General features: G+C 44.4%; 17 protein-coding genes and 1 pseudogene. 8 read left to right on the forward strand and 10 right to left on the reverse strand.

The features are described from left to right. Positions 1–5: 5 nt before the first annotated feature. Positions 6–674: a response regulator transcription factor gene (locus MSG34_RS02530; protein WP_016795398.1), complete on the reverse strand. Its 669-nt coding sequence runs from the start codon at positions 672–674 to the stop codon at positions 6–8. Positions 675–1123: 449 nt separating this feature from the next. On the opposite strand from MSG34_RS02530, the gene MSG34_RS02535 reads away from it, so the two are divergent. The 4 genes and pseudogenes from MSG34_RS02535 to MSG34_RS02550 all read left to right on the forward strand — a co-directional run. Next, positions 1124–1978, forward strand: coding sequence for an MIP/aquaporin family protein (locus tag MSG34_RS02535; RefSeq protein ID WP_050643411.1), 855 nt, complete (start codon positions 1124–1126; stop codon positions 1976–1978). A 59-nt stretch (positions 1979–2037) separates the two neighbouring features. After that, complete coding sequence (gene glpK / locus MSG34_RS02540) at positions 2038–3558, forward strand: glycerol kinase GlpK (protein ID WP_065675764.1); 1521 nt, start codon at positions 2038–2040, stop codon at positions 3556–3558. A 292-nt stretch (positions 3559–3850) separates the two neighbouring features. Then, positions 3851–4642, forward strand: a complete 792-nt coding sequence (locus MSG34_RS02545) for a DeoR/GlpR family transcriptional regulator (RefSeq protein WP_248336191.1) — start codon at positions 3851–3853, stop codon at positions 4640–4642. A 628-nt stretch (positions 4643–5270) separates the two neighbouring features. Beyond that, positions 5271–5495 (forward strand): annotated as a pseudogene (locus tag MSG34_RS02550) (transposase); the annotation flags it as partial. Positions 5496–5550: 55 nt separating this feature from the next. Here the strand turns inward: MSG34_RS02550 and MSG34_RS02555 are convergent. Beyond that, the gene (locus MSG34_RS02555) at positions 5551–6786 is read right to left on the reverse strand and encodes a YadA C-terminal domain-containing protein (RefSeq protein ID WP_248336192.1); all 1236 of its coding nucleotides are present in this window, start codon (positions 6784–6786) and stop codon (positions 5551–5553) included. 214 nt (positions 6787–7000) lie between these two features. Further along, positions 7001–7294: a hypothetical protein gene (locus MSG34_RS02560; RefSeq protein WP_248336193.1), complete on the reverse strand. Its 294-nt coding sequence runs from the start codon at positions 7292–7294 to the stop codon at positions 7001–7003. Positions 7295–7564: 270 nt separating this feature from the next. Between MSG34_RS02560 and glpD the strand changes: the two genes are divergently transcribed. Both glpD and MSG34_RS02570 read left to right on the forward strand, forming a co-directional pair. After that, entirely contained in the window at positions 7565–9124 is a 1560-nt protein-coding gene (gene glpD, locus MSG34_RS02565; RefSeq protein ID WP_248336194.1) for a glycerol-3-phosphate dehydrogenase, read from the forward strand. 256 nt (positions 9125–9380) lie between these two features. Then, entirely contained in the window at positions 9381–10190 is an 810-nt protein-coding gene (locus MSG34_RS02570; protein WP_248336195.1) for an SDR family NAD(P)-dependent oxidoreductase, read from the forward strand. A 105-nt stretch (positions 10191–10295) separates the two neighbouring features. Here MSG34_RS02570 and MSG34_RS02575 read toward each other — a convergent pair whose 3' ends face one another. Both MSG34_RS02575 and MSG34_RS02580 read right to left on the reverse strand, forming a co-directional pair. After that, positions 10296–11192, reverse strand: a complete 897-nt coding sequence (locus MSG34_RS02575) for a LysR family transcriptional regulator (RefSeq protein WP_248336196.1) — start codon at positions 11190–11192, stop codon at positions 10296–10298. A 194-nt stretch (positions 11193–11386) separates the two neighbouring features. Then, complete coding sequence (locus MSG34_RS02580) at positions 11387–11623, reverse strand: YdcH family protein (RefSeq protein WP_017067743.1); 237 nt, start codon at positions 11621–11623, stop codon at positions 11387–11389. A 285-nt stretch (positions 11624–11908) separates the two neighbouring features. Between MSG34_RS02580 and MSG34_RS02585 the strand changes: the two genes are divergently transcribed. Further along, positions 11909–12373 (forward strand): TetR/AcrR family transcriptional regulator, encoded by a 465-nt coding sequence (locus MSG34_RS02585; protein ID WP_172378622.1) that lies wholly within the window; start codon positions 11909–11911, stop codon positions 12371–12373. Positions 12374–12515: 142 nt separating this feature from the next. Beyond that, positions 12516–12974 (forward strand): hypothetical protein, encoded by a 459-nt coding sequence (locus MSG34_RS02590; RefSeq protein WP_172378621.1) that lies wholly within the window; start codon positions 12516–12518, stop codon positions 12972–12974. A gap of 143 nt (positions 12975–13117) precedes the next feature. Here MSG34_RS02590 and MSG34_RS24160 read toward each other — a convergent pair whose 3' ends face one another. The 5 genes from MSG34_RS24160 to argF form a co-directional block, all read right to left on the reverse strand. Beyond that, on the reverse strand, positions 13118–13240 hold the full coding sequence (locus MSG34_RS24160; RefSeq protein ID WP_282449629.1) for a hypothetical protein: 123 nt from the start codon (positions 13238–13240) through the stop codon (positions 13118–13120). 223 nt (positions 13241–13463) lie between these two features. Next, positions 13464–14159 carry an aspartate/glutamate racemase family protein gene (locus MSG34_RS02595; RefSeq protein WP_172378620.1) on the reverse strand — a complete coding sequence of 232 codons (696 nt, stop codon included), beginning with the start codon at positions 14157–14159 and terminating at the stop codon, positions 13464–13466. Positions 14160–14323: 164 nt separating this feature from the next. After that, the gene (locus MSG34_RS02600) at positions 14324–15307 is read right to left on the reverse strand and encodes an HAD family hydrolase (RefSeq protein ID WP_248336197.1); all 984 of its coding nucleotides are present in this window, start codon (positions 15305–15307) and stop codon (positions 14324–14326) included. Between the two features lie 177 nt (positions 15308–15484). After that, positions 15485–16750, reverse strand: coding sequence for a RidA family protein (locus MSG34_RS02605; RefSeq protein WP_248336198.1), 1266 nt, complete (start codon positions 16748–16750; stop codon positions 15485–15487). Between the two features lie 175 nt (positions 16751–16925). Next, positions 16926–17972: an ornithine carbamoyltransferase gene (argF, locus tag MSG34_RS02610; protein ID WP_017078525.1), complete on the reverse strand. Its 1047-nt coding sequence runs from the start codon at positions 17970–17972 to the stop codon at positions 16926–16928. Positions 17973–18082: the final 110 nt, after the last annotated feature.

The following is an 18082-nucleotide window of genomic DNA, read 5'->3' on the forward strand; positions in this document are numbered from 1 at the left end:
TAAGCTCAGTCTTCGACTTTATTAAGCACGTAACCAAGGCCACGTAGGGTTTTGATCTCGACATTACTATTGGCTAGCGCCTTCCTCAAGCGACCAACGTAGGTTTCAATCGCATTAGTATTAGGTGGGTTATCGAAGTTATACAAGTGATCGATGATCTCTTCTTTGCTCATCACACGATTGAGGTGGTTCAGGAAAATTTCTAATAAGCGATATTCACGCTGTTTAAGCTCAATGACCTCACCCTTCACTTTCACAATGCACCCGGCACTGTCGAACTCAATGTCACCAAACGTCACTGTGTTCTGATCGCTGCCTTGACGACGTCGAACGATCGCGCGACAGCGAGCCTCTAACTCACCAAAATCAAAAGGCTTAGTGAGATAATCATCAGCGCCTAGATCCAAAAGTTGAATTCGGTCAAACACTTCACTGCGCGCGGTAAGAATGAGAACAGGGGTATCAGACGATTGGCGAATACGTTTGATGATCTGCTCACCCGATTTATTGGGCAGGTTTAGATCGAGAATCACTAAATCAAAATCGGTGTGGCTGATCATGGCGAACGCGACTGCCCCATCGTAGGCACAATCAACACCATGACCTAGGTCGATAAAGCGCTGTTCTATTGCTTCACTGATCAAGCGATCATCTTCAACTACCAATATTCGCATCTTATCCCCCGCATAAAGAAGACGATTGTTCTTAAGTATGATGGCAATTTCAATAACAAAAGTAACAATAATAAAACAAAGCACAGTACCACATCACATTTAGAACATTCTGTTCAGTACACAAGGTAAAGTGTGTTAAATATCATCAAGCTACGTCTAATAATCCACCACTCACGAAGTAGCATCACAAATCCAAACATAAACTCCTCGTACCAGTTGTGCATCCGTTTACATACAGGTAGTTTTAGCGACCTCGAAACACATCCATTCGAACAATGACGTTCATGCGAGCGTCTTTTCCGAGCAAAAGTGTTCGGATTAACATTTCAAGTGACTTTAATTAACAATTTCATGCTCAAACGCTCACTTTTTATGTTCGTTTATTTTCGAGTTCGCAAATTTATGCACAATGCACGTGCTAGATAAGCAAAACTAAAAAGGACTCGAACATGACAACAAACAAACACCCTTCTTTATTTGGGCAATGCTTAGCTGAATTTATCGGTACAGGATTGCTCATATTCTTCGGCGTTGGCTGTGTGGCTGCACTAGTACTAACCGGTGCGACATTCGGACAATGGGAAATCAGCATCATCTGGGGCTTCGGTGTTGCGATTGCAATTTACTGTACTGCCGGCGTGTCAGGCGCTCACATCAACCCAGCGGTGACGATTGCACTAGCCATGTTCCATGGTTTTGATAAAGCGAAAGTGCTGCCTTACATCATTTCGCAACTGCTTGGCGCATTCTGCTCTGCAGCACTGGTTTACAGCCTGTACAGCAACCTATTCACTGACTACGAAATCGCACACAACTTCGTTCGTAGCAGCCAAGACGCACTATCAACTGCTGGTATCTTCTCGACTTACCCACATGCTTCACTCTCTTTCTTTGGCGCTTTTGCTGTGGAATTCGTGATTACTGCAGTGTTGATGTTTGCCATTTTAGCGTTAGGTGATGAGAACAACGGCGCATCTCGCGGCGCAATGAACCCTCTACTGATCGGTATTCTTATCGCAGTTATCGGTGGTTCTTTAGGTCCACTGACTGGCTTTGCAATGAACCCTGCTCGTGACTTCGGACCAAAACTTTTTGCTTACTTTGCAGGTTGGGATTTCGCACTAAGCGGTGCTCGTGATATTCCTTACTTCATCGTTCCAATTCTTGCTCCAATTGCTGGTGCTTGTTTTGGTGGTTGGTTGTACCCACGTGTTATCGGTGCTTACCTACCTATTGAAGGCCAAGGCTGCACAATTCCAAACCAATGTGAAACAGAACAAGAAGCTGAACAAGCTCAAGCTTAATCACTAAGCGCCCCTACATTTACTAAAATATAAATAACAAAAGAAAAAGGATTCTTACCATGACCGAGCAAAAATACATTGTTGCCCTAGACCAAGGCACCACAAGCTCTCGCGCTGTAATCCTCGACCACGATGCAAACATCGTTAGTTCTTCTCAACGTGAATTTACTCAGATTTATCCTAAAGCCGGTTGGGTTGAACATGATCCAATGGAAATCTGGGCAACGCAAAGCTCAACATTGGTTGAAGCGCTTGCTAAAGCAGGCATCCGCAGCGATGAGCTAGCGGGCATTGGTATCACTAACCAACGTGAAACCACCATTGTTTGGAACAAAGAGACAGGTAAGCCAGTTTATAACGCAATCGTATGGCAATGTCGCCGTACAGCAGACATCTGTGAAGACCTAAAAGCACGTGGCCTAGAAGACTACGTACGTGACAATACAGGCTTAGTCCTTGACCCGTATTTCTCAGGTACCAAAGTAAAATGGATTCTAGACAACGTTGAAGGCGCCCGCGAAGACGCTGAAGCTGGCAAACTACTGTTCGGTACGGTTGATACTTGGTTGGTTTGGAAGATGACTCAAGGACGTGTTCACGTTACGGATTACACTAACGCGTCACGTACTATGTTGTTCAACATCAACGACCTATGCTGGGATCAAAAGCTACTTGATGAAATGGGTATCCCGTCATCAATGATGCCAGAAGTGAAGCGTTCTTCTGAGGTTTACGGTCAAACGAACCTTGGTGGTAAAGGCGGTACTCGTATTCCAATCGCGGGTATTGCGGGTGACCAACAAGCGGCTCTTTACGGTCAAATGTGTGTAGAAGCAGGCCAAGCTAAGAACACTTACGGCACAGGTTGTTTCCTTCTAATGAACACGGGCCAAGAGAAAGTCACATCGAAAAACGGCCTTCTAACCACACTGGCATGTGGCCCTAAAGGCGAACCTGCATACGCACTGGAAGGTGCAGTATTCATGGGCGGCGCATCAATCCAATGGCTACGTGATGAAATGAAACTACTGGCTGGCGCAGAAGACTCTGAGTACTTCGCAACCAAAGTAGATTCTTCAAACGGTGTTTACGTAGTCCCTGCGTTTACTGGTTTAGGCGCACCATACTGGGATGCTTACGCTCGCGGTACGATTGTTGGCCTGACTCGTGGTGTTAACTCGAATCACATCATCCGTGCAACCTTGGAAGGTATTGCTTACCAAACGCGTGACGTACTAGACGCGATGCAAGCGGACTCTGGCATCAAGCTAGCGAACCTACGTGTTGACGGCGGCGCAGTAGCGAACAACTTCCTAATGCAATTCCAATCAGACGTGCTTGATACTGAAGTTCACCGCCCTGAAGTAACGGAAGTAACGGCTCTTGGTGCCGCTTACCTTGCTGGCCTAGCGGTTGGTTTCTGGGACAGCATTGACGAGCTTCAAGACAAAGCCGTTCTTAACCGCACCTTCATACCACACCACGACGAAGAGAAACGTAACCGCCGTTACAAAGGCTGGAAGCGTGCAATCAAGTGTGCACAGGTTTGGTCTGAGCTGCACGATGACGACGAAGAGTAATACTGAGTATTCAACTCACCGTTAATCATTAACCGTTGACCTAGGAACTCGAGTAATCTAATCGACTAGATTGCTCGAACCTCAGCAAACGAAACTAAAAAGAGCACTATTTTGTGCTCTTTTTTGCGTTTCAGGCTCAAATTCCGCGTTTTGCGCAACGTTTTTGCGGTTTAGACATGATTCCTTACCATCATTACTTCTCTCTTTTCATCAATTCGAGCACAATAGCGTGAGTTTATATTTTCGATTTTGACGCGCTAGAGCCCTTTGCGCGTAGGGAGTGGTAAGTTAAGTGAAGCAGATACCAAGACACCAGCAGATTGTAGATCTGGTAAAAACACAAGGATATGTGAGTACCGAAGAGCTCGTTGAAAAGTTCGATGTCAGCCCACAAACCATCAGACGAGACCTCAATGAACTTGCCGATAGCAACAAAATTCGTCGCTATCATGGTGGTGCAACCATTCCTTTAAGCTCGGAAAATACCTCGTATAACACGCGTAAAGCGCTTAACTTCAACGAAAAAGACGTGATCGCCGACGAACTGGTTAAGCACATACCAGATGGTGCAACCCTGTTCGTTGATATCGGTACCACGCCAGAATCGGTGGCACGCGCACTCAACAAAAACCACAAACAGCTAAGAGTCGTCACCAACAACATTAACGTTGCGAGCATCCTTCTTCCGAATCCAGAGATAAAGGTTATCTTGGCCGGTGGCGAAGTGAGAAACCGCGATGGCGGCATCGTGGGTGAAGCAACACTCGATTTCGTTAAACAATTCCGCCTTGATTTCGGCATCTTAGGTATCAGCGGCATCGACTTTGATGGCTCACTGCTCGACTTTGATTACCACGAAGTTCGTGTGAAACAAGCCATCATCGAAAACAGTCGCAGCATCTTCTTAGCCGTCGACCACACTAAGTTTGGTCGTAACGCGATGGTTAAGCTTGGTAACATCTCTCAGGCACACATGGTGTTTACTAATAAGCAGCCACCGGAAGAGATTCTCAACATCCTTAAAGATTCGGCAATACCATTAGAAGTGATCGATACCGCTCAACCTTCAAAATCAAGCGAATAGCCCCAACTAAGCTCAGCCAAGCCAGATTGAATTGGTCTGAGTTAAGTGAAGTAAGAGCACTCGCATTCGTGAGCAATCAAAAGCCAGTTCTATTGATAAAACACTTTATCGATAGCTGGCTTTTTTATGGTTCATCGAGGATTAGCGGGAACTAAAAACAAAAACGGTAGTAAGTGATATGGTTTGGTCGCCAAACAAAAATCATACACAAACTACGCTTTTCATGCCGAATCATACTTTTCTATCTTCATTCTGGGAAGGCTTTAAAATAGTAAAGTCTCACCAGACAGCATCACTTATTATCGTGACTCTTAAACCTAACTCTGAGGCTAAATACCCTTGTGGTCTTGAGGCCGAGGCTATCCATGAGTATCAAAGGCGTCATGTAAAAAAAGCGATGTTGCTCGGTGTTCCTGTTGAACTTTCCGTTCAAATTCGAAGGATTAGGTGCCGTGAATGCGGCATAAAAACAGAAGAAATTTAAATACACAGCAAGACAGCTATCTTACAGAAATATTGAATATCAATAAGGACTTAATGACCACTTATATACTAGGGTCACAGCTCCAAAGAGCTTTGGTATTGTGAATCAGAAGCACATGCTAAGGGGTTCTGGGGTGCATGGTGGGCACAAATACAAGAGAGTGGAATTAAGCCATTGAAAGAGTTCACACGAAAACTGAGCCTCTATCTTCACGGTATTATCGTATCGGCAAATTATTTGCTAAACACCTACACAGAGGAAGGGGTAAACAACAAGATACAACCGATCAAGCGAATGGGGTCTAGGTATCGAGATACAGACTACTTCTTCTTGAAGATAAAAGCGGCTTTCCCCGGAAATCCACTATGAACCCAAAAAAGCCGCCCCGAGGGACGGCCAAAACTCAACGTTTTATAGGTAATTCTTAGAATGCGTACTGAACACCGCCGCCCACTACTACGTCGTCAGAAGATGCCGCCAGTGTACCAGAAGCCGACCAACCAGTGTCAACGAAAGAGTGAGCAACACCAATCGCTAGAGCAGCTTCAGAGCCCGCGTAACCAACACCCGCACCGAATGCAGTCATGCCGTTTGCAACCATTGGACGTGCGTTAACTGTCGCAGCGTTCAAAGCTTGAGTTTGGTCGATACGAGTATCTAGACGGTCAACCTCAGAGAATAGAGTGTCGATGTCCGACGCGTTTTGGTTGCCTAGAGCGTAAAGCTCATCGATTTGGTTCTGTTGCACTGCCGCTTGTTGTGCAGCAGCTATACCTGCGTCTGTCATGTTCTGACCAGACTCGCCAAGGTTCGCGATTGCTTCAAGTACAGTTCCTTGTGGCGTTGGCTTAACTTCAGGTTCGCCCTCTATTGGGTCAACTTTGATTGGTTCACCAACGATTGGTAAATCTTTAATTGGTGCATCTTCAATTGGTGGCTGTTTTTCGTCAGCGCGTTTTTGCGCCTCAGCAACTACCGCAGCTTTAGCCGTTGCGATTTCAGATTCCGTCACTTCGATTAGGCCGTTTTTGCCCTCTTTGTATAGAGCTCCGTCGATGATGTGCAATTTACCTGCGCCAATGCTCTCAAGATGCTTATTGATAATAGTAACTTTGTCTTCATCGCTGAAGTAGAATTTTTTGTCGTCATTCTTAGCGCGATTTGCTGCAAGCTCGGCAAAGTTTGCTTTGATGTTTGTATGGCCATTTTCTTCAGCGTAATGCTTGATGATAGCGATTTCGTTATCGTTTAGGCCGCTTAGGTCACGACGTTGGTTGCGGTCTTCAATACGACCGTGTGAGCGTGATACTTGACGATCGTCGCGTTTAAGTTCGCGTCCGTCTTGGCGGTCGTCGCGACGATTCTCGCGGATTGTGCGGAAATCTTCACTCGCATCGTATGCAGTGCGAAGAGCCGCCTCTGGGTCAGTAATAACATTGCTATCGGCATCAAGAAAAACAACGTCACCTTCAGGTGTAACCATTGCGTAATTATCTGAACCTGTACGTTGCATCATTTCGTTGAACACCATTGCTTTCTGTGCGCTTGTAACGTTTTGACCTAGTTCAAAATCAGCAGGCGGTGTTGGTTGGCCGTTTTCAGCAGCGATTGAACCAAAAGAAGTTGCTGCGATGATTGTTGCTAGAATTGTGCGTTTCATATTCATTTTACCTATAAATATTAGTTAAGCGTATATATACGCATTGAGTTTCAAAAAATGGCCAATTCAATTTGGCTTTAACTCGATGTCCGCTTCGATGGGATGTATTATGTATATATACCCATTGTAGTGCAAGATTTTTTTAGTATAAATACGAATTAATTTTTAATGCATTGATTAGTAAAAGAAAATAATACTGTTCTAAATACAGTTTTTATACTTGCCATTGCATGTCGCGTCTCATGTTCTGAGATAATGCGCCTACAAACCAGTTAACTCCATTGATGGTTTGCGCGTTTGTGTTCTCTGCAAGGGCGCTATGGAATAACATTCTAACCACTGGAGGAAAGAAGTCACCGCTCCCACAGCTCTGACCCAAGAGTCCTCGAAAGCTTGCGGGCTTGATATCTCTAGCATCGCCATCATTCGAGGAAATACTCGCCCCTGCAATGTCTAAGCTCTCACGCGCGCCATTTCTGCAACCCGTCCGTAGGGTGCCGCGTCCCATCCCTCAGTCATGAATAAGTCATATATGATTTCATTTTGGAAATGTGTCAACCATATTTAGGACGGTACAGACCTTATTTATTGATGCGTGGGCGGTAGTCAGAACATAGAGTCCCAACATTTGAACCTCTGCTTTCATAAGCAGAGGTTTTTTTATGCCCAAATCACATAAAACGCGCATAAACGAAAATAATAAATGACCGTAAACGAAAGTTCATATAGGATTCAATTATGTTCTAAAATGCTCGTTCGCTCAGAAAGAGGTCAAACCATGAGTGCTCAACAAAATAATTCAAACAACAGTACATCCTCCACTTTAGACTTGATCGTGATTGGCGGCGGCATCAACGGCGCAGGCATCGCGGCAGACGCATCAGGTCGTGGTCTAAACGTTGGCTTATACGAAGCAAATGATTTCGCATCTGCAACGTCTTCTGCCAGCTCAAAGCTTATCCACGGTGGCCTACGCTACCTTGAACATTACGAATTTCGTTTGGTTTCGGAAGCACTCGCTGAACGTGAAGTCTTGTTAAGAAAAGCGCCTCATGTTGCTCAGCCAATGCGTTTCCGTTTACCTCATCGACCATTTTTACGCCCAGCTTGGATGATTCGCTGTGGCCTATTCCTTTACGATAACTTGGGTAAGCGCACCACTCTTCCAGGAAGTAAGACAGTCAACCTAGCGAAATCAGGCCTACTGAAACCAGAAATGAAGACAGGCTTCGAATACTCAGATTGCTGGGTTGATGATGCGCGTATGGTATTGCTTAACGTGTTGGCAGCAAAAGAGAACAACGCAGAAGTACGTAACTACTGCCGTGTTGAAAAAGCGCACCGTGAAGGCGGTATCTGGCATGTGACGATCCTTGATGTGATGACAAACCAGCGTTTTGAACGCAAAGCGAAAGCACTGGTTAACGCAGCTGGCCCTTGGGTTAAGCAGTTCTTTGATGATGGATTAGAGCAGGCTTCGCCTCGTAATATTCGTCTGATCAAAGGCTCACACATTGTTGTGCCACGCATTCATGACGAACCACAAGCGTATATTCTGCAAAACAAAGACAATCGTATTGTGTTCATGATCCCTTACCTAGATAAGTTCTCGATCATCGGCACTACCGACCTTGAATACAAAGGCGACCCTCGTAACGTCGCAATTGATGATGTTGAAGTAGATTACTTGATTGATATCGTTAACCAGCACTTTGTTAAACAGCTTGGCCGTGAAGACGTGGTTTGGACATACAGTGGCGTAAGACCACTATGTGACGACGAATCTGATTCCCCACAAGCGATCACTCGTGACTACACATTGGAATTAGACGCAGAGCTTGATCAAGCACCACTGCTTTCGATCTTCGGTGGCAAGTTGACCACTTATCGTAAGCTCGGTGAAGCGGCACTTAAGAAGCTTGAGCCACACCTAACCAACATGGGTGCACCATGGACAGCGAACGACACGCTTCCAGGTGGTAACTTTAGTTGCAGTAGAGAGCAGCTTGCGAAGATGATCCACACTAAATACCCTTGGGCATCTGAAGCGTTGTTACTTCGTTATGTGACTCAATTTGGTACTTACACGTGGAAGCTACTGGAAGGCGCAAACAGCGAAGCTGACCTTGGCATCCAGTTCTCAAGCGAAGCGCATGGCGTTTATCAAGTTGAAATCGATTACTTGATCAATGAAGAGATGGCGATGACTGACGAAGACATCTTGTGGCGCAGAACCAAACTTGGCCTGTACATGAGCGAATCCGAACAGCAAGCAGTAACGGATTACCTGAAAGAGAAGCTACAAAGCAAGGTTGTAACCTTTTCTCAAGTAGGCTAAACCCCACCAACCTAAACATGGTTCAAGAACATACTTAACAACGAAGCTTAGCGTCCCCCGCGCTAAGCTTTTTTATTGTCTGCTATTCCGCTCAGCCTGAGACTTTGTTAACACCTCTATTTTCAACAAAAACTAAATAGTGTTTTATTAATCCGGTTGATTATCAACTTCACAAAAGGTTGCTATTCTTTATCTCAACGAAACAACACATTTAAAAACGCTCACCATGTCAGCGCTTTAATAAGGAATCTATTCCATGCAAAAAGTTATTCTGATCACAGGCTCTACCGATGGTATCGGCTTCGAAACGGCAAAAGTACTTGTTCAACAAGGTCACCACGTTTTATTGCATGGACGTAACCCAAGCAAACTCAAAGATGTAGAGCAGCAACTTGTGGCTATCTCTGCAGAAGCGAAAATTCAAAGTTACGTGGCAGACTTGTCTGTTCTGGCTGATGTGGATGCGTTGGCTGACGAAATAATTGCTGAGCACGATAAGATTGATGTACTGATTAACAACGCAGGTGTGTTCAACACTCCGAACCCAATTACTAAAGACGGTTTAGATGTTCGTTTTGTTGTGAATACCATTTCACCATACCACCTAACTAAACGTCTGCTAGCTGTACTCGGTGCATCTAGCCGAGTAGTGAGCCTGTCTTCAGCGGCGCAAGCAGCAGTGAACATCGAAGCGCTAGAAGGCAAGAAGCCAATGTCTGATGGTGACGCTTACGCACAAAGCAAGCTTGCGATCACTATGTGGACTCGTGAAATGGCAAAAGAGTTAGGCTCTACAGGGCCAATGGTGGTTGCGGTCAACCCAGCTTCGTTACTAGGTAGCAAGATGGTGAAAGACGCTTACGGCATTGCAGGCGGCGACCTAAGCATAGGTTCTGATATTCTGGTTCGCGCATCATTGTCTGATGAGTTCGCACAAGCGGGCGGTCAATACTTTGATAACGACAACAACACATTTGCGAACCCGCACCCAGATGCGATATACGGTGATAAGTCGCAGCAAGTTGTCGCTAAAATTGAAGAAATCATCAAAGCGACGCTTTCTTAACTGCGACGACTCGTACTGAGTTGATTTGCAAATCTCAATAAAAAAGCCCTGTGTTTCTAATTAATTAACTTAGAAACACAGGGCTTTTTCGTACAACGTTTGTCTCTACGTTTGCTCCCAATACGGCGGATTACCATAATATTCAGAGAAGTAGTCAATGAAGGCTCTCACCTTTGGTGCCAGTAACCTTGTGCTTGGGTACACCGCCCAAATCGCAGGTTCCGAGGTTAATGGGTAATCTTCTAATATTTGAATCAGTTGACCGCTTTTCAGTTGCTCATACGCACACCAATTCGACGTCACCGTGATACCCATACCACCTGAGGCTGCGTCACGCAGTGCTTCTCCGTTATCTGCTCTGAACGACCCCGATGCCTTAATCGTCTTAGGCCCACCTTCAGTTTTGAAGGTCCAGTTTTCTAAACCAATCAAGCTGATACACTGATGATCGTTAAGATCTTGAGGAATGGCTGGCTTACCGTATTTGATTAAATAATCAGGTGATGCACACACAATACGTTTGTCTGTCGCCAATTTTCGGGCAATCAGTGTCGAGTCTTTCAGCTCTGAGATACGAATTGCGATATCAAAGCCGCCCTCAACAACATCCACCATCGAATCTGATAGTCTGAGATCGACTTTTAACCCAGGGTAGCGTTCTAAGAATCCTGGTAAAGCAGGAACAAGATGCAAACGCCCAAAAGACGCAGATGCGGTAACTCGCAGCGTTCCGGTTGGAGAATCACAACCCACACCAACCGCGGATTTGGCAGCATCGACACTCGATAACACTTCTTCAGCATGAGGTAAGAATGCTTCCCCCTCTTCGGTTAAAGAGACCTTACGAGTGGTTCTGTGGACCAAGCGAACGCCTAAATTGTCTTCCAGCTTACTGATGTGTGAGCTGGCAACTGCAGGTGATAAACCAAGCTCTTGCCCAGCCATGCTGATGTTATGCGTGGAAGCTAAACGAACAAACAATTTGAGGTGTTCAATATTCATGAGATTACCAATAAAATCTTAAAAATCGTGTACCAGTAACCCTCATTATGCGTCATTCACATAACAATACAACGTATTAACTCAGTTGAATTGTGAAGATGTTATTGAACCAAAACGAAAAAAACTCCCGAAGGAGTTTTTTTGTCTAAGTCTGCAATTCGCCATTTAGCTAATCAGCAAAATTACTAGCTCAACTAGCCAGTTAAACGTGCATGCAGTGCATCTTTCAGTACAGAACGATCATGTTTCAGTTGGTGCATCGAGCCGTCATCAATGGGTGAATCTTTCAGCTCAAGCTTACGAATCTCTTTATCAAGGTTGTCGTACGTTTTCATGTCTGCTGCAAAGCCATCGTCAGTTTTAACAAGCTCAGCAATTTTATCTTTCATTTCAGGAAATTCGTGAACAAGAGAATGATTTTCACCTAGCATAGAAACCTCTTAAGTTGAGTAAAGTGATTGGGTTAGTCTTAAACACATTCATTATTAACCTTAGCAAGTGGTTCAAATAACAAATGAGATCCAGTACACAGCATAGAATATAGACAATTCAGATTCACAAATTTACAACATGTACCTAGAAAATGGCTTTGTTGATTTTGATCAATCTCCATAACAAAAATCACTAGCAAGGTCCTTTAAACAAAGAACATCAAGCTCCTTGTTGATATTAGGTGTTTATACGTTATAGTAACAAAAACAATTTGGAGAAAGAGAATGGCACGCATATCTGCAAAAGAGAAAGAAGAGAAACAAAAGAAATATGACGAGGTTGTCTTTAACATCTTCATTACTGAAGGTTGGGATGCAATCAGCTATGGACGTATAGCCAAAGAAGTCGGGGTGACAGCTTCATCACTACAAAATTATTATCCTCGACTGGTCGATTTTGGCAAAGCATTGCAGGGTCGCGTCTTCCCAATGGTCGCACATCAATTAGATTTCTCTTCTAAAGAGGCATTTGTGTCCTCATGGGATGTCGCAATCCAAGGTGGAGGCTTATTTCCTTCATTGGTGAGAATGCTCATTCAAAGTGCTCTGGAAGCCGAGACTAGCCCGCAGACAGTTCAGGGTATCATCCGACTAAAAGGCATTTTAGGTCAGCACATGAGTCCAGAAGACGCAGATTCGGCAATAAAATCCGCGTTAGGCACAACTATAATAACCCTTATGAATCAATAAATTAAAGTTAATATATTAAAATGATTCAAATTTCTTTCAAAAAGCACTTGCCTTTATTAATGCATATACCCAGAACTCCTTCCCATCTAAACGGAACGACGTTGAGACAAAATCTGTAGATTTGCACGAAGAAATCAAAGATATGAGCCTAGATCAGAAATTCGCTGATTACATTCGTGGCAACAATGGCGAGATTGCTGGCCACATTCCTGATATTGAGTCAATTCCAGGCGAAGATGATGGACCAAAACTACTAGGTGACGTAGTTGGTAAAGTTCGTGATGCTATAGTAGAAGCTGGTTACAACCTTGGCGAATCTGGTCAAAATCTAACAGAATCAGGTAAAGCAGCAGTACAACAAAACCAAACTTATGAGCTTTACGCTATCGGCAACAAAAAAGCTCCAACAGTTAATGCTCGCCCAATGGTGACAAACGGTATGACTGCATTCGACGCAGGTGTTGGCTACACTGGTTCTGAAGCAACTCAAGCAATCGGTGTTGCGCACAGCTTTGGAGATACATGTTGGTCCGCTTCAGGTACTGTTGCAGCTTCTTCTGACAATTCAGTACTAGGTGCGAGCGTTCAATACGCATTCTAAGAGTTACCTATAAAACACAAGTTTTAGCCCCTCGAAAGAGGTTTTTTTTCGTTTATGGCAAATAAAAGCCTTTTGAGAACACAAGGCTTTACAGGAGTAACTCTTTATTAGAGCAGCTGAAAGGGGGTTTCCACAAAAGGAGATTAGCTGCTGCACCCCTGAGTATGAACTCGATTCATGTCGTCACCGACTTGTGCTTCTTGAGAGCCCGTCGATTGGCATCCTGCCACGAATAACAGCGTTACAGATAAGATAAGCAATTTCATAATAAATCCTCTTTCGGTCATGACTAAAGCATAGTGCTTAAAAGCGCAGATACCTCAGCCATTAACTAAAACCTTACCTGTTGATAAAGCCTTGGTTAATGAACAAAGCATCGCTTCATTAATTAACGACCTGCTTTTGTACAAAAAACTTTCACTCAACTGAATAAAAATCGCACAAAAACTAAAAGAGGACTGCTATGGAGCTAAGAACAAGAGCTAGAAGTTAGTCACTCGTCGCCAAACGTACTGCCGCTTCTGCATGAATGGCTGTGGTATCAAACAGGGGTACATCGGTATGTTGTTGCTGAATCAGTAGGGCGATTTCAGTACAGCCCAGAATAACGGCTTCTGCACCTTGTTGGCCTAGCTTCTCAATGATTTGACGGTATACATCTTGAGATTCTTCTTTTACTTCACCTCGACACAGCTCTTGGTAAATGATGTTGTGCACTTTCTCTCGGTCACTCTCATCAGGAATCACCACATCGATACCGAATTTTTTAGTCAGGCGGCCTTTATAGAAATCTTGTTCCATGGTGAAAGCCGTGCCGAGTAATCCGACTTTCTTCACTCCTTGTTCCAGCAGCTTCTGCGCCGTGGTATCAGCGATGTGCAAGATAGGAATCGTGATCTTCTCTTCGATCTCAGGAACGACCTTATGCATGGTATTGGTACAAATCAGAATGAAATCAGCGCCGCCCTTCTCTACCGATAAAGCCGCTTCCGATAAGATATCCGCCGTCTCAGCCCAGCGACCTTGATGTTGAAGCTTTTCTATCTCATCGAAGTTCACGCTGTACATACAAACCTTTGCAGAATTGAGCCCACCAAGGGTCGCTTTAACGCCCTCGTTGATGGATTTGTAGTAGCTCACTGTCGACTCCCAACTCATACCACCGAGCAAACCGATCGTTTTCATTTTTCTATTCCTTTAATTTCTGACTAACTCGATTAAAGCGCCATGCGTTGGGGATTTATAGTACGTTATTGCTGAAAATGAGACAAAGCCTTCGCTATTTCGCAAAAAAGCTCGAATCAAAAATCCGAGCTTTTATGAATCAAAAATCAAGAATCAATTAGGCGTTAGTACACCTCACACCAATCGGATTTCATGTCGATCAGCGTCCAATCCTCTCTGGAATTCGCCTCATCTAGCGCTTTATCCAACTTACCAACATGAGACTTACTATCGTACTTCCACTCGCGCTCAGCGTCAGTGTGATGAACAATCATTGCCATTGAATTAGGTTGGCTCGTTGCCCATTGCATCATCGCTTGGTCACCGTCTGAATTACCCACCGCTAGAATAGGTTTCTTACCGATAATATGTTGAATGTTAGTGACCTTTCCGGCTTTGTCATCAATGGTCAAAATCGACGAGTCTTTGGTAACAGTCGGTTTGCCATCGTTGTAGCTGTAGTTGTATTTAAGCGCACTACCGATGATTTGCTCTGTAGGAATATTGTAAGCTTGTGGAGCCCATGCCCGCATGAAGTCAACGCCTCCGCCCGACACAATATAAGTCTTAAATTCATGATCTTGCAGGTAGGTCAGCATCTCTTTCATTGGCTGATAAGTAAGGTCTGTGTAGGCTTTGTTGAAGCGTTTATCTTTTGCTACCGTCAACCATTGCTCAACGTCTTGCTGGTATTGCCCAACAGTCATACCAGAATGTGTCGCCATGATAATTTTCAATAACCCTTCTTCACCGCTGCCCAGAACGCTCTCAATATCATCTTCGAGTACAAACTTAAACGGTGCTTCTGTTTTCCACTCAGGATGTTCTGGAGCCATCTCTTTTACTCGGTCCAACGCAAAAGCCAATTGGAAGTAATAAGGCTTTTCCGACCAAAGCGTACCGTCGTTATCGAACACGGCAATACGATCTTCAATCGCCACGAACGCATCAGACTCTGCTTTGGTGGCTTGCCCAACAAAGTCGACGATAGCGGATTTACTCTCACTGTCTTTCCAAGAAGGCAGCAAATTGGGATCACAATCTTTAGCAAAAGATGAGAAAGAAAGGCTAGATAAAATCGTAACGGACAAAAGGGTTATTTTCTTCATAGCAACTACCATGTTGTTGAATTAATTGTAGGGTTTAATTCAATTTATCCTAGTTGGTCTACTCTGATTTTCCACTTATGGACACTATAACCGCTGTTTATGTTGCTGTTGGAACAGACGTAAAAAGAGGGCTAACCTCACAGCCAACCCTCATTGTTTTGATGTTACATAGAACGCTTAAAGGCTAGGTGGAGTTCCCTCACCGTTGGAAGTAATCGCATCGATTTGCACCAAAGCACCCATAGGGATATCAGAGACACCGATCACTGTGCGCGCAGGCAACGGACCGTCAAAATAATGCGTGCAAACGTCATTGAGCACATCTAGATCAGCCATGCCTCTCAATTGAATATTCAACTTCACGATGTCATCCATGACATGACCAACGCTCTCAACGACTTCTTTGATGTTATTCAGACACTGCATTGCCTGCTCTTTTGCGCCATTCGCAACAATCGCTCCAATTCTTGGATCCAGCGGTAATTGAGCGGAGATATTGTTGTAGTGTGAAAAGGCCACAGTTTGCGTTGAAAACGGGCTGATTGGCGCAGCTTTGGTATTGTTCGCTTTGATTACAATCCCATGTCGATCTTCAACCGCTTGTGGCGGAGTGCCATCACCGTGTGACACAGTCGCATCCATCTGTACTAACGCTCCCATTGTTAAGCCTTCAACCACCGTCACCGAGCGCGCAGGTATGTAACCGACTGCCCTTGCAATCGCGGAATCTGGAAAGAAAGTGGTATACACTTCATTGATGGCTGCAAGGTCATCCAAACTTCTCACATGGATATTAACCTTCACAATGTCATCAAGTGGAACATCAATATTTTCCAGTATCGATTTGATGTTTTTAAGACATTGAATCGCTTGCTCTTTTGCTCCACCAGCGACGATGCTACCCGATTTCGGATCAATAGGTAGCTGAGCTGAAATGTGATTATAGTGAGAGAAAGCCACCGTTTGAGTTGAAAAAGAACTGACTGGTGCGTGTTGAGTATTTCTTGCGATTTTAACTAACTCACAAGCCGCTTGAGGATAAGTACCTTCACCATTCGAGATCACTGCATCCATTTGTAAGTGAGCGCCTTCGAGCGGTAAATCAGCGACAGCGAGTGTCGTGCACGTTGGTACGTAGTGTTGGAAAAAGGACGCATAGATTTCATTAACCGAGTCGATATCCGCAATGTTCTTCAGGTATATATTGACTCTCACAACATCGTGCATACGGTGTCCAACGCTCTCCACAATCGCTTGAATATTTAACAAACACTGCTTGGTTTGATCTTCCAAAGAGCCAAAGATCAAACCGCCCGTTCTTGGATCAATCGGTAATTGAGCTGAGAGGTTATTGTAGTGTGAGAATGCCACCGATTGTGTTGAGAAAGGGCTCAATGGTGCATCTTCAGTGTTTCTTGAAACTTTAATAATATCGGCACTCATGTCGATATATCTCCTATTCGAGTATTGATGTCAGATAGAGCCGATTGGCCGCAGGTTTACCGACATTTCAAAATAAAAGGTACAAAAATAGCCGAACCAATAAATCGAGATAAATACTGGTTCAGCTTAATTCGAGCATCACAGTGGAGGTTTTTACTCCCTCACAAATAAACCCCTAAAGAGTGCTTAAGAAGCTGCTGATTTTTTCTTCATGATGCTTAACGGTTTCTTGTGTTGGGATAACCGCATCTTTATGTGTGAAGTACACCAAAATCGCCATCTGAGCTGTGAGTCGGTTTTCTGCTTCATCGAACGCCACTGAGTATTCACTTTCTAGTGCGCCGCGAGTCACTTCTTCTTTGTCATTCGCTGGTAGGCAGTGAAGCAACATTGCACCTGGGCGAGCCTTCGCCATTAGCTCTTCAGTAATCACATAGTTAGGCATGAATGCCGCAAGACGCTCTTCCTTCTCATCCATTTGCGTCACCCAGTAGAAGCTATCGCCGTACACCACATCACAGTCACTGATACGCTCTACATCATCAGTAATTTCAATCTTGCCACCAGACTCTTCACAGAAGTTCAGCGCCATGTCGATCCATTCTTGCTCCATGTGGTACTTCTTAGGACCAATTTGCTTGAAGCCCATACCGTACTTAGCACACGTCAGCATCAGCGAACGACACACATCCGTCGCGTCACCCATGAATGCCAAGGTGAGATCAGACAACTTACGTCCATCAGTGATGTGTTCTCTGATCGTGTAGAGATCAGCAAGCATTTGAGTTGGGTGGAAACGCGTATCAAGGCCGTTGATTACTGGCACTGTCGACATTTCAAGTAGGCCATCTAGTGTTTCAGGACTATTGGTACGAGCCATGATGATGTCGCACATACGTGATAACACTCGAGAAGTATCATCAATCGACTCTTTACCACCTAAGTGAATGTCTTTTGGTGATAGGAATAGCGCATGCCCCCCCAGTAATGTTGCTGCCACCTCAAAAGAAACACGTGTACGAGTCGAACCCGCTTCGAAGATCATCCCAACTGACTTGCCTTTGAACAGTGGTGGAATAGCGTTGTCTTTGCGCGCCTGCTTCAGGTGAGTCATCAGCTCCATCATGTTATCCATCTCTTCAACAGAGAAATCTTTCATGGAAACCATGTGCTCTAGGTTTGCTTTGTTTAGTTCAGTTGCGCTAGAAGAAGGTAATTTCATAATAAGTTCCTATTTTTCATAATTTTGTGCGCGGCTCTTTCAAGTTCACTTTCATGGCAATTTGATTTTGAATACCTGCCATCACTTTCAAGAACCGCTACGTTTGGGAT

Origin of the sequence: Vibrio sp. 1CM2L, assembly GCF_023161695.1 — a bacterium.
GTDB classification, from domain to species: Bacteria; Pseudomonadota; Gammaproteobacteria; order Enterobacterales; family Vibrionaceae; genus Vibrio; species Vibrio coralliirubri.

Excerpts from the sequence above, each read along its gene's own strand:
- argF (WP_017078525.1), bottom strand. The coding sequence starts at position 17,972 with ATGAAATTACCTTCTTCTAGCGCAACTGAACTAAACAAAGCAAACCTA.
- glpD (WP_248336194.1), top strand. The coding sequence starts at position 7,565 with ATGAGTGCTCAACAAAATAATTCAAACAACAGTACATCCTCCACTTTA.
- MSG34_RS24160 (WP_282449629.1), bottom strand. The coding sequence starts at position 13,240 with ATGAAATTGCTTATCTTATCTGTAACGCTGTTATTCGTGGCAGGATGC.
- MSG34_RS02560 (WP_248336193.1), bottom strand. The coding sequence starts at position 7,294 with ATGGGACGCGGCACCCTACGGACGGGTTGCAGAAATGGCGCGCGTGAG.
- MSG34_RS02590 (WP_172378621.1), top strand. The coding sequence starts at position 12,516 with ATGAGCCTAGATCAGAAATTCGCTGATTACATTCGTGGCAACAATGGC.
- MSG34_RS02570 (WP_248336195.1), top strand. The coding sequence starts at position 9,381 with ATGCAAAAAGTTATTCTGATCACAGGCTCTACCGATGGTATCGGCTTC.
- MSG34_RS02530 (WP_016795398.1), bottom strand. The coding sequence starts at position 674 with ATGCGAATATTGGTAGTTGAAGATGATCGCTTGATCAGTGAAGCAATA.
- MSG34_RS02600 (WP_248336197.1), bottom strand. The coding sequence starts at position 15,307 with ATGAAGAAAATAACCCTTTTGTCCGTTACGATTTTATCTAGCCTTTCT.
- glpK (WP_065675764.1), top strand. The coding sequence starts at position 2,038 with ATGACCGAGCAAAAATACATTGTTGCCCTAGACCAAGGCACCACAAGC.
- MSG34_RS02575 (WP_248336196.1), bottom strand. The coding sequence starts at position 11,192 with ATGAATATTGAACACCTCAAATTGTTTGTTCGTTTAGCTTCCACGCAT.
- MSG34_RS02535 (WP_050643411.1), top strand. The coding sequence starts at position 1,124 with ATGACAACAAACAAACACCCTTCTTTATTTGGGCAATGCTTAGCTGAA.
- MSG34_RS02605 (WP_248336198.1), bottom strand. The coding sequence starts at position 16,750 with ATGAGTGCCGATATTATTAAAGTTTCAAGAAACACTGAAGATGCACCA.
- MSG34_RS02580 (WP_017067743.1), bottom strand. The coding sequence starts at position 11,623 with ATGCTAGGTGAAAATCATTCTCTTGTTCACGAATTTCCTGAAATGAAA.
- MSG34_RS02595 (WP_172378620.1), bottom strand. The coding sequence starts at position 14,159 with ATGAAAACGATCGGTTTGCTCGGTGGTATGAGTTGGGAGTCGACAGTG.
- MSG34_RS02555 (WP_248336192.1), bottom strand. The coding sequence starts at position 6,786 with ATGAAACGCACAATTCTAGCAACAATCATCGCAGCAACTTCTTTTGGT.
- MSG34_RS02585 (WP_172378622.1), top strand. The coding sequence starts at position 11,909 with ATGGCACGCATATCTGCAAAAGAGAAAGAAGAGAAACAAAAGAAATAT.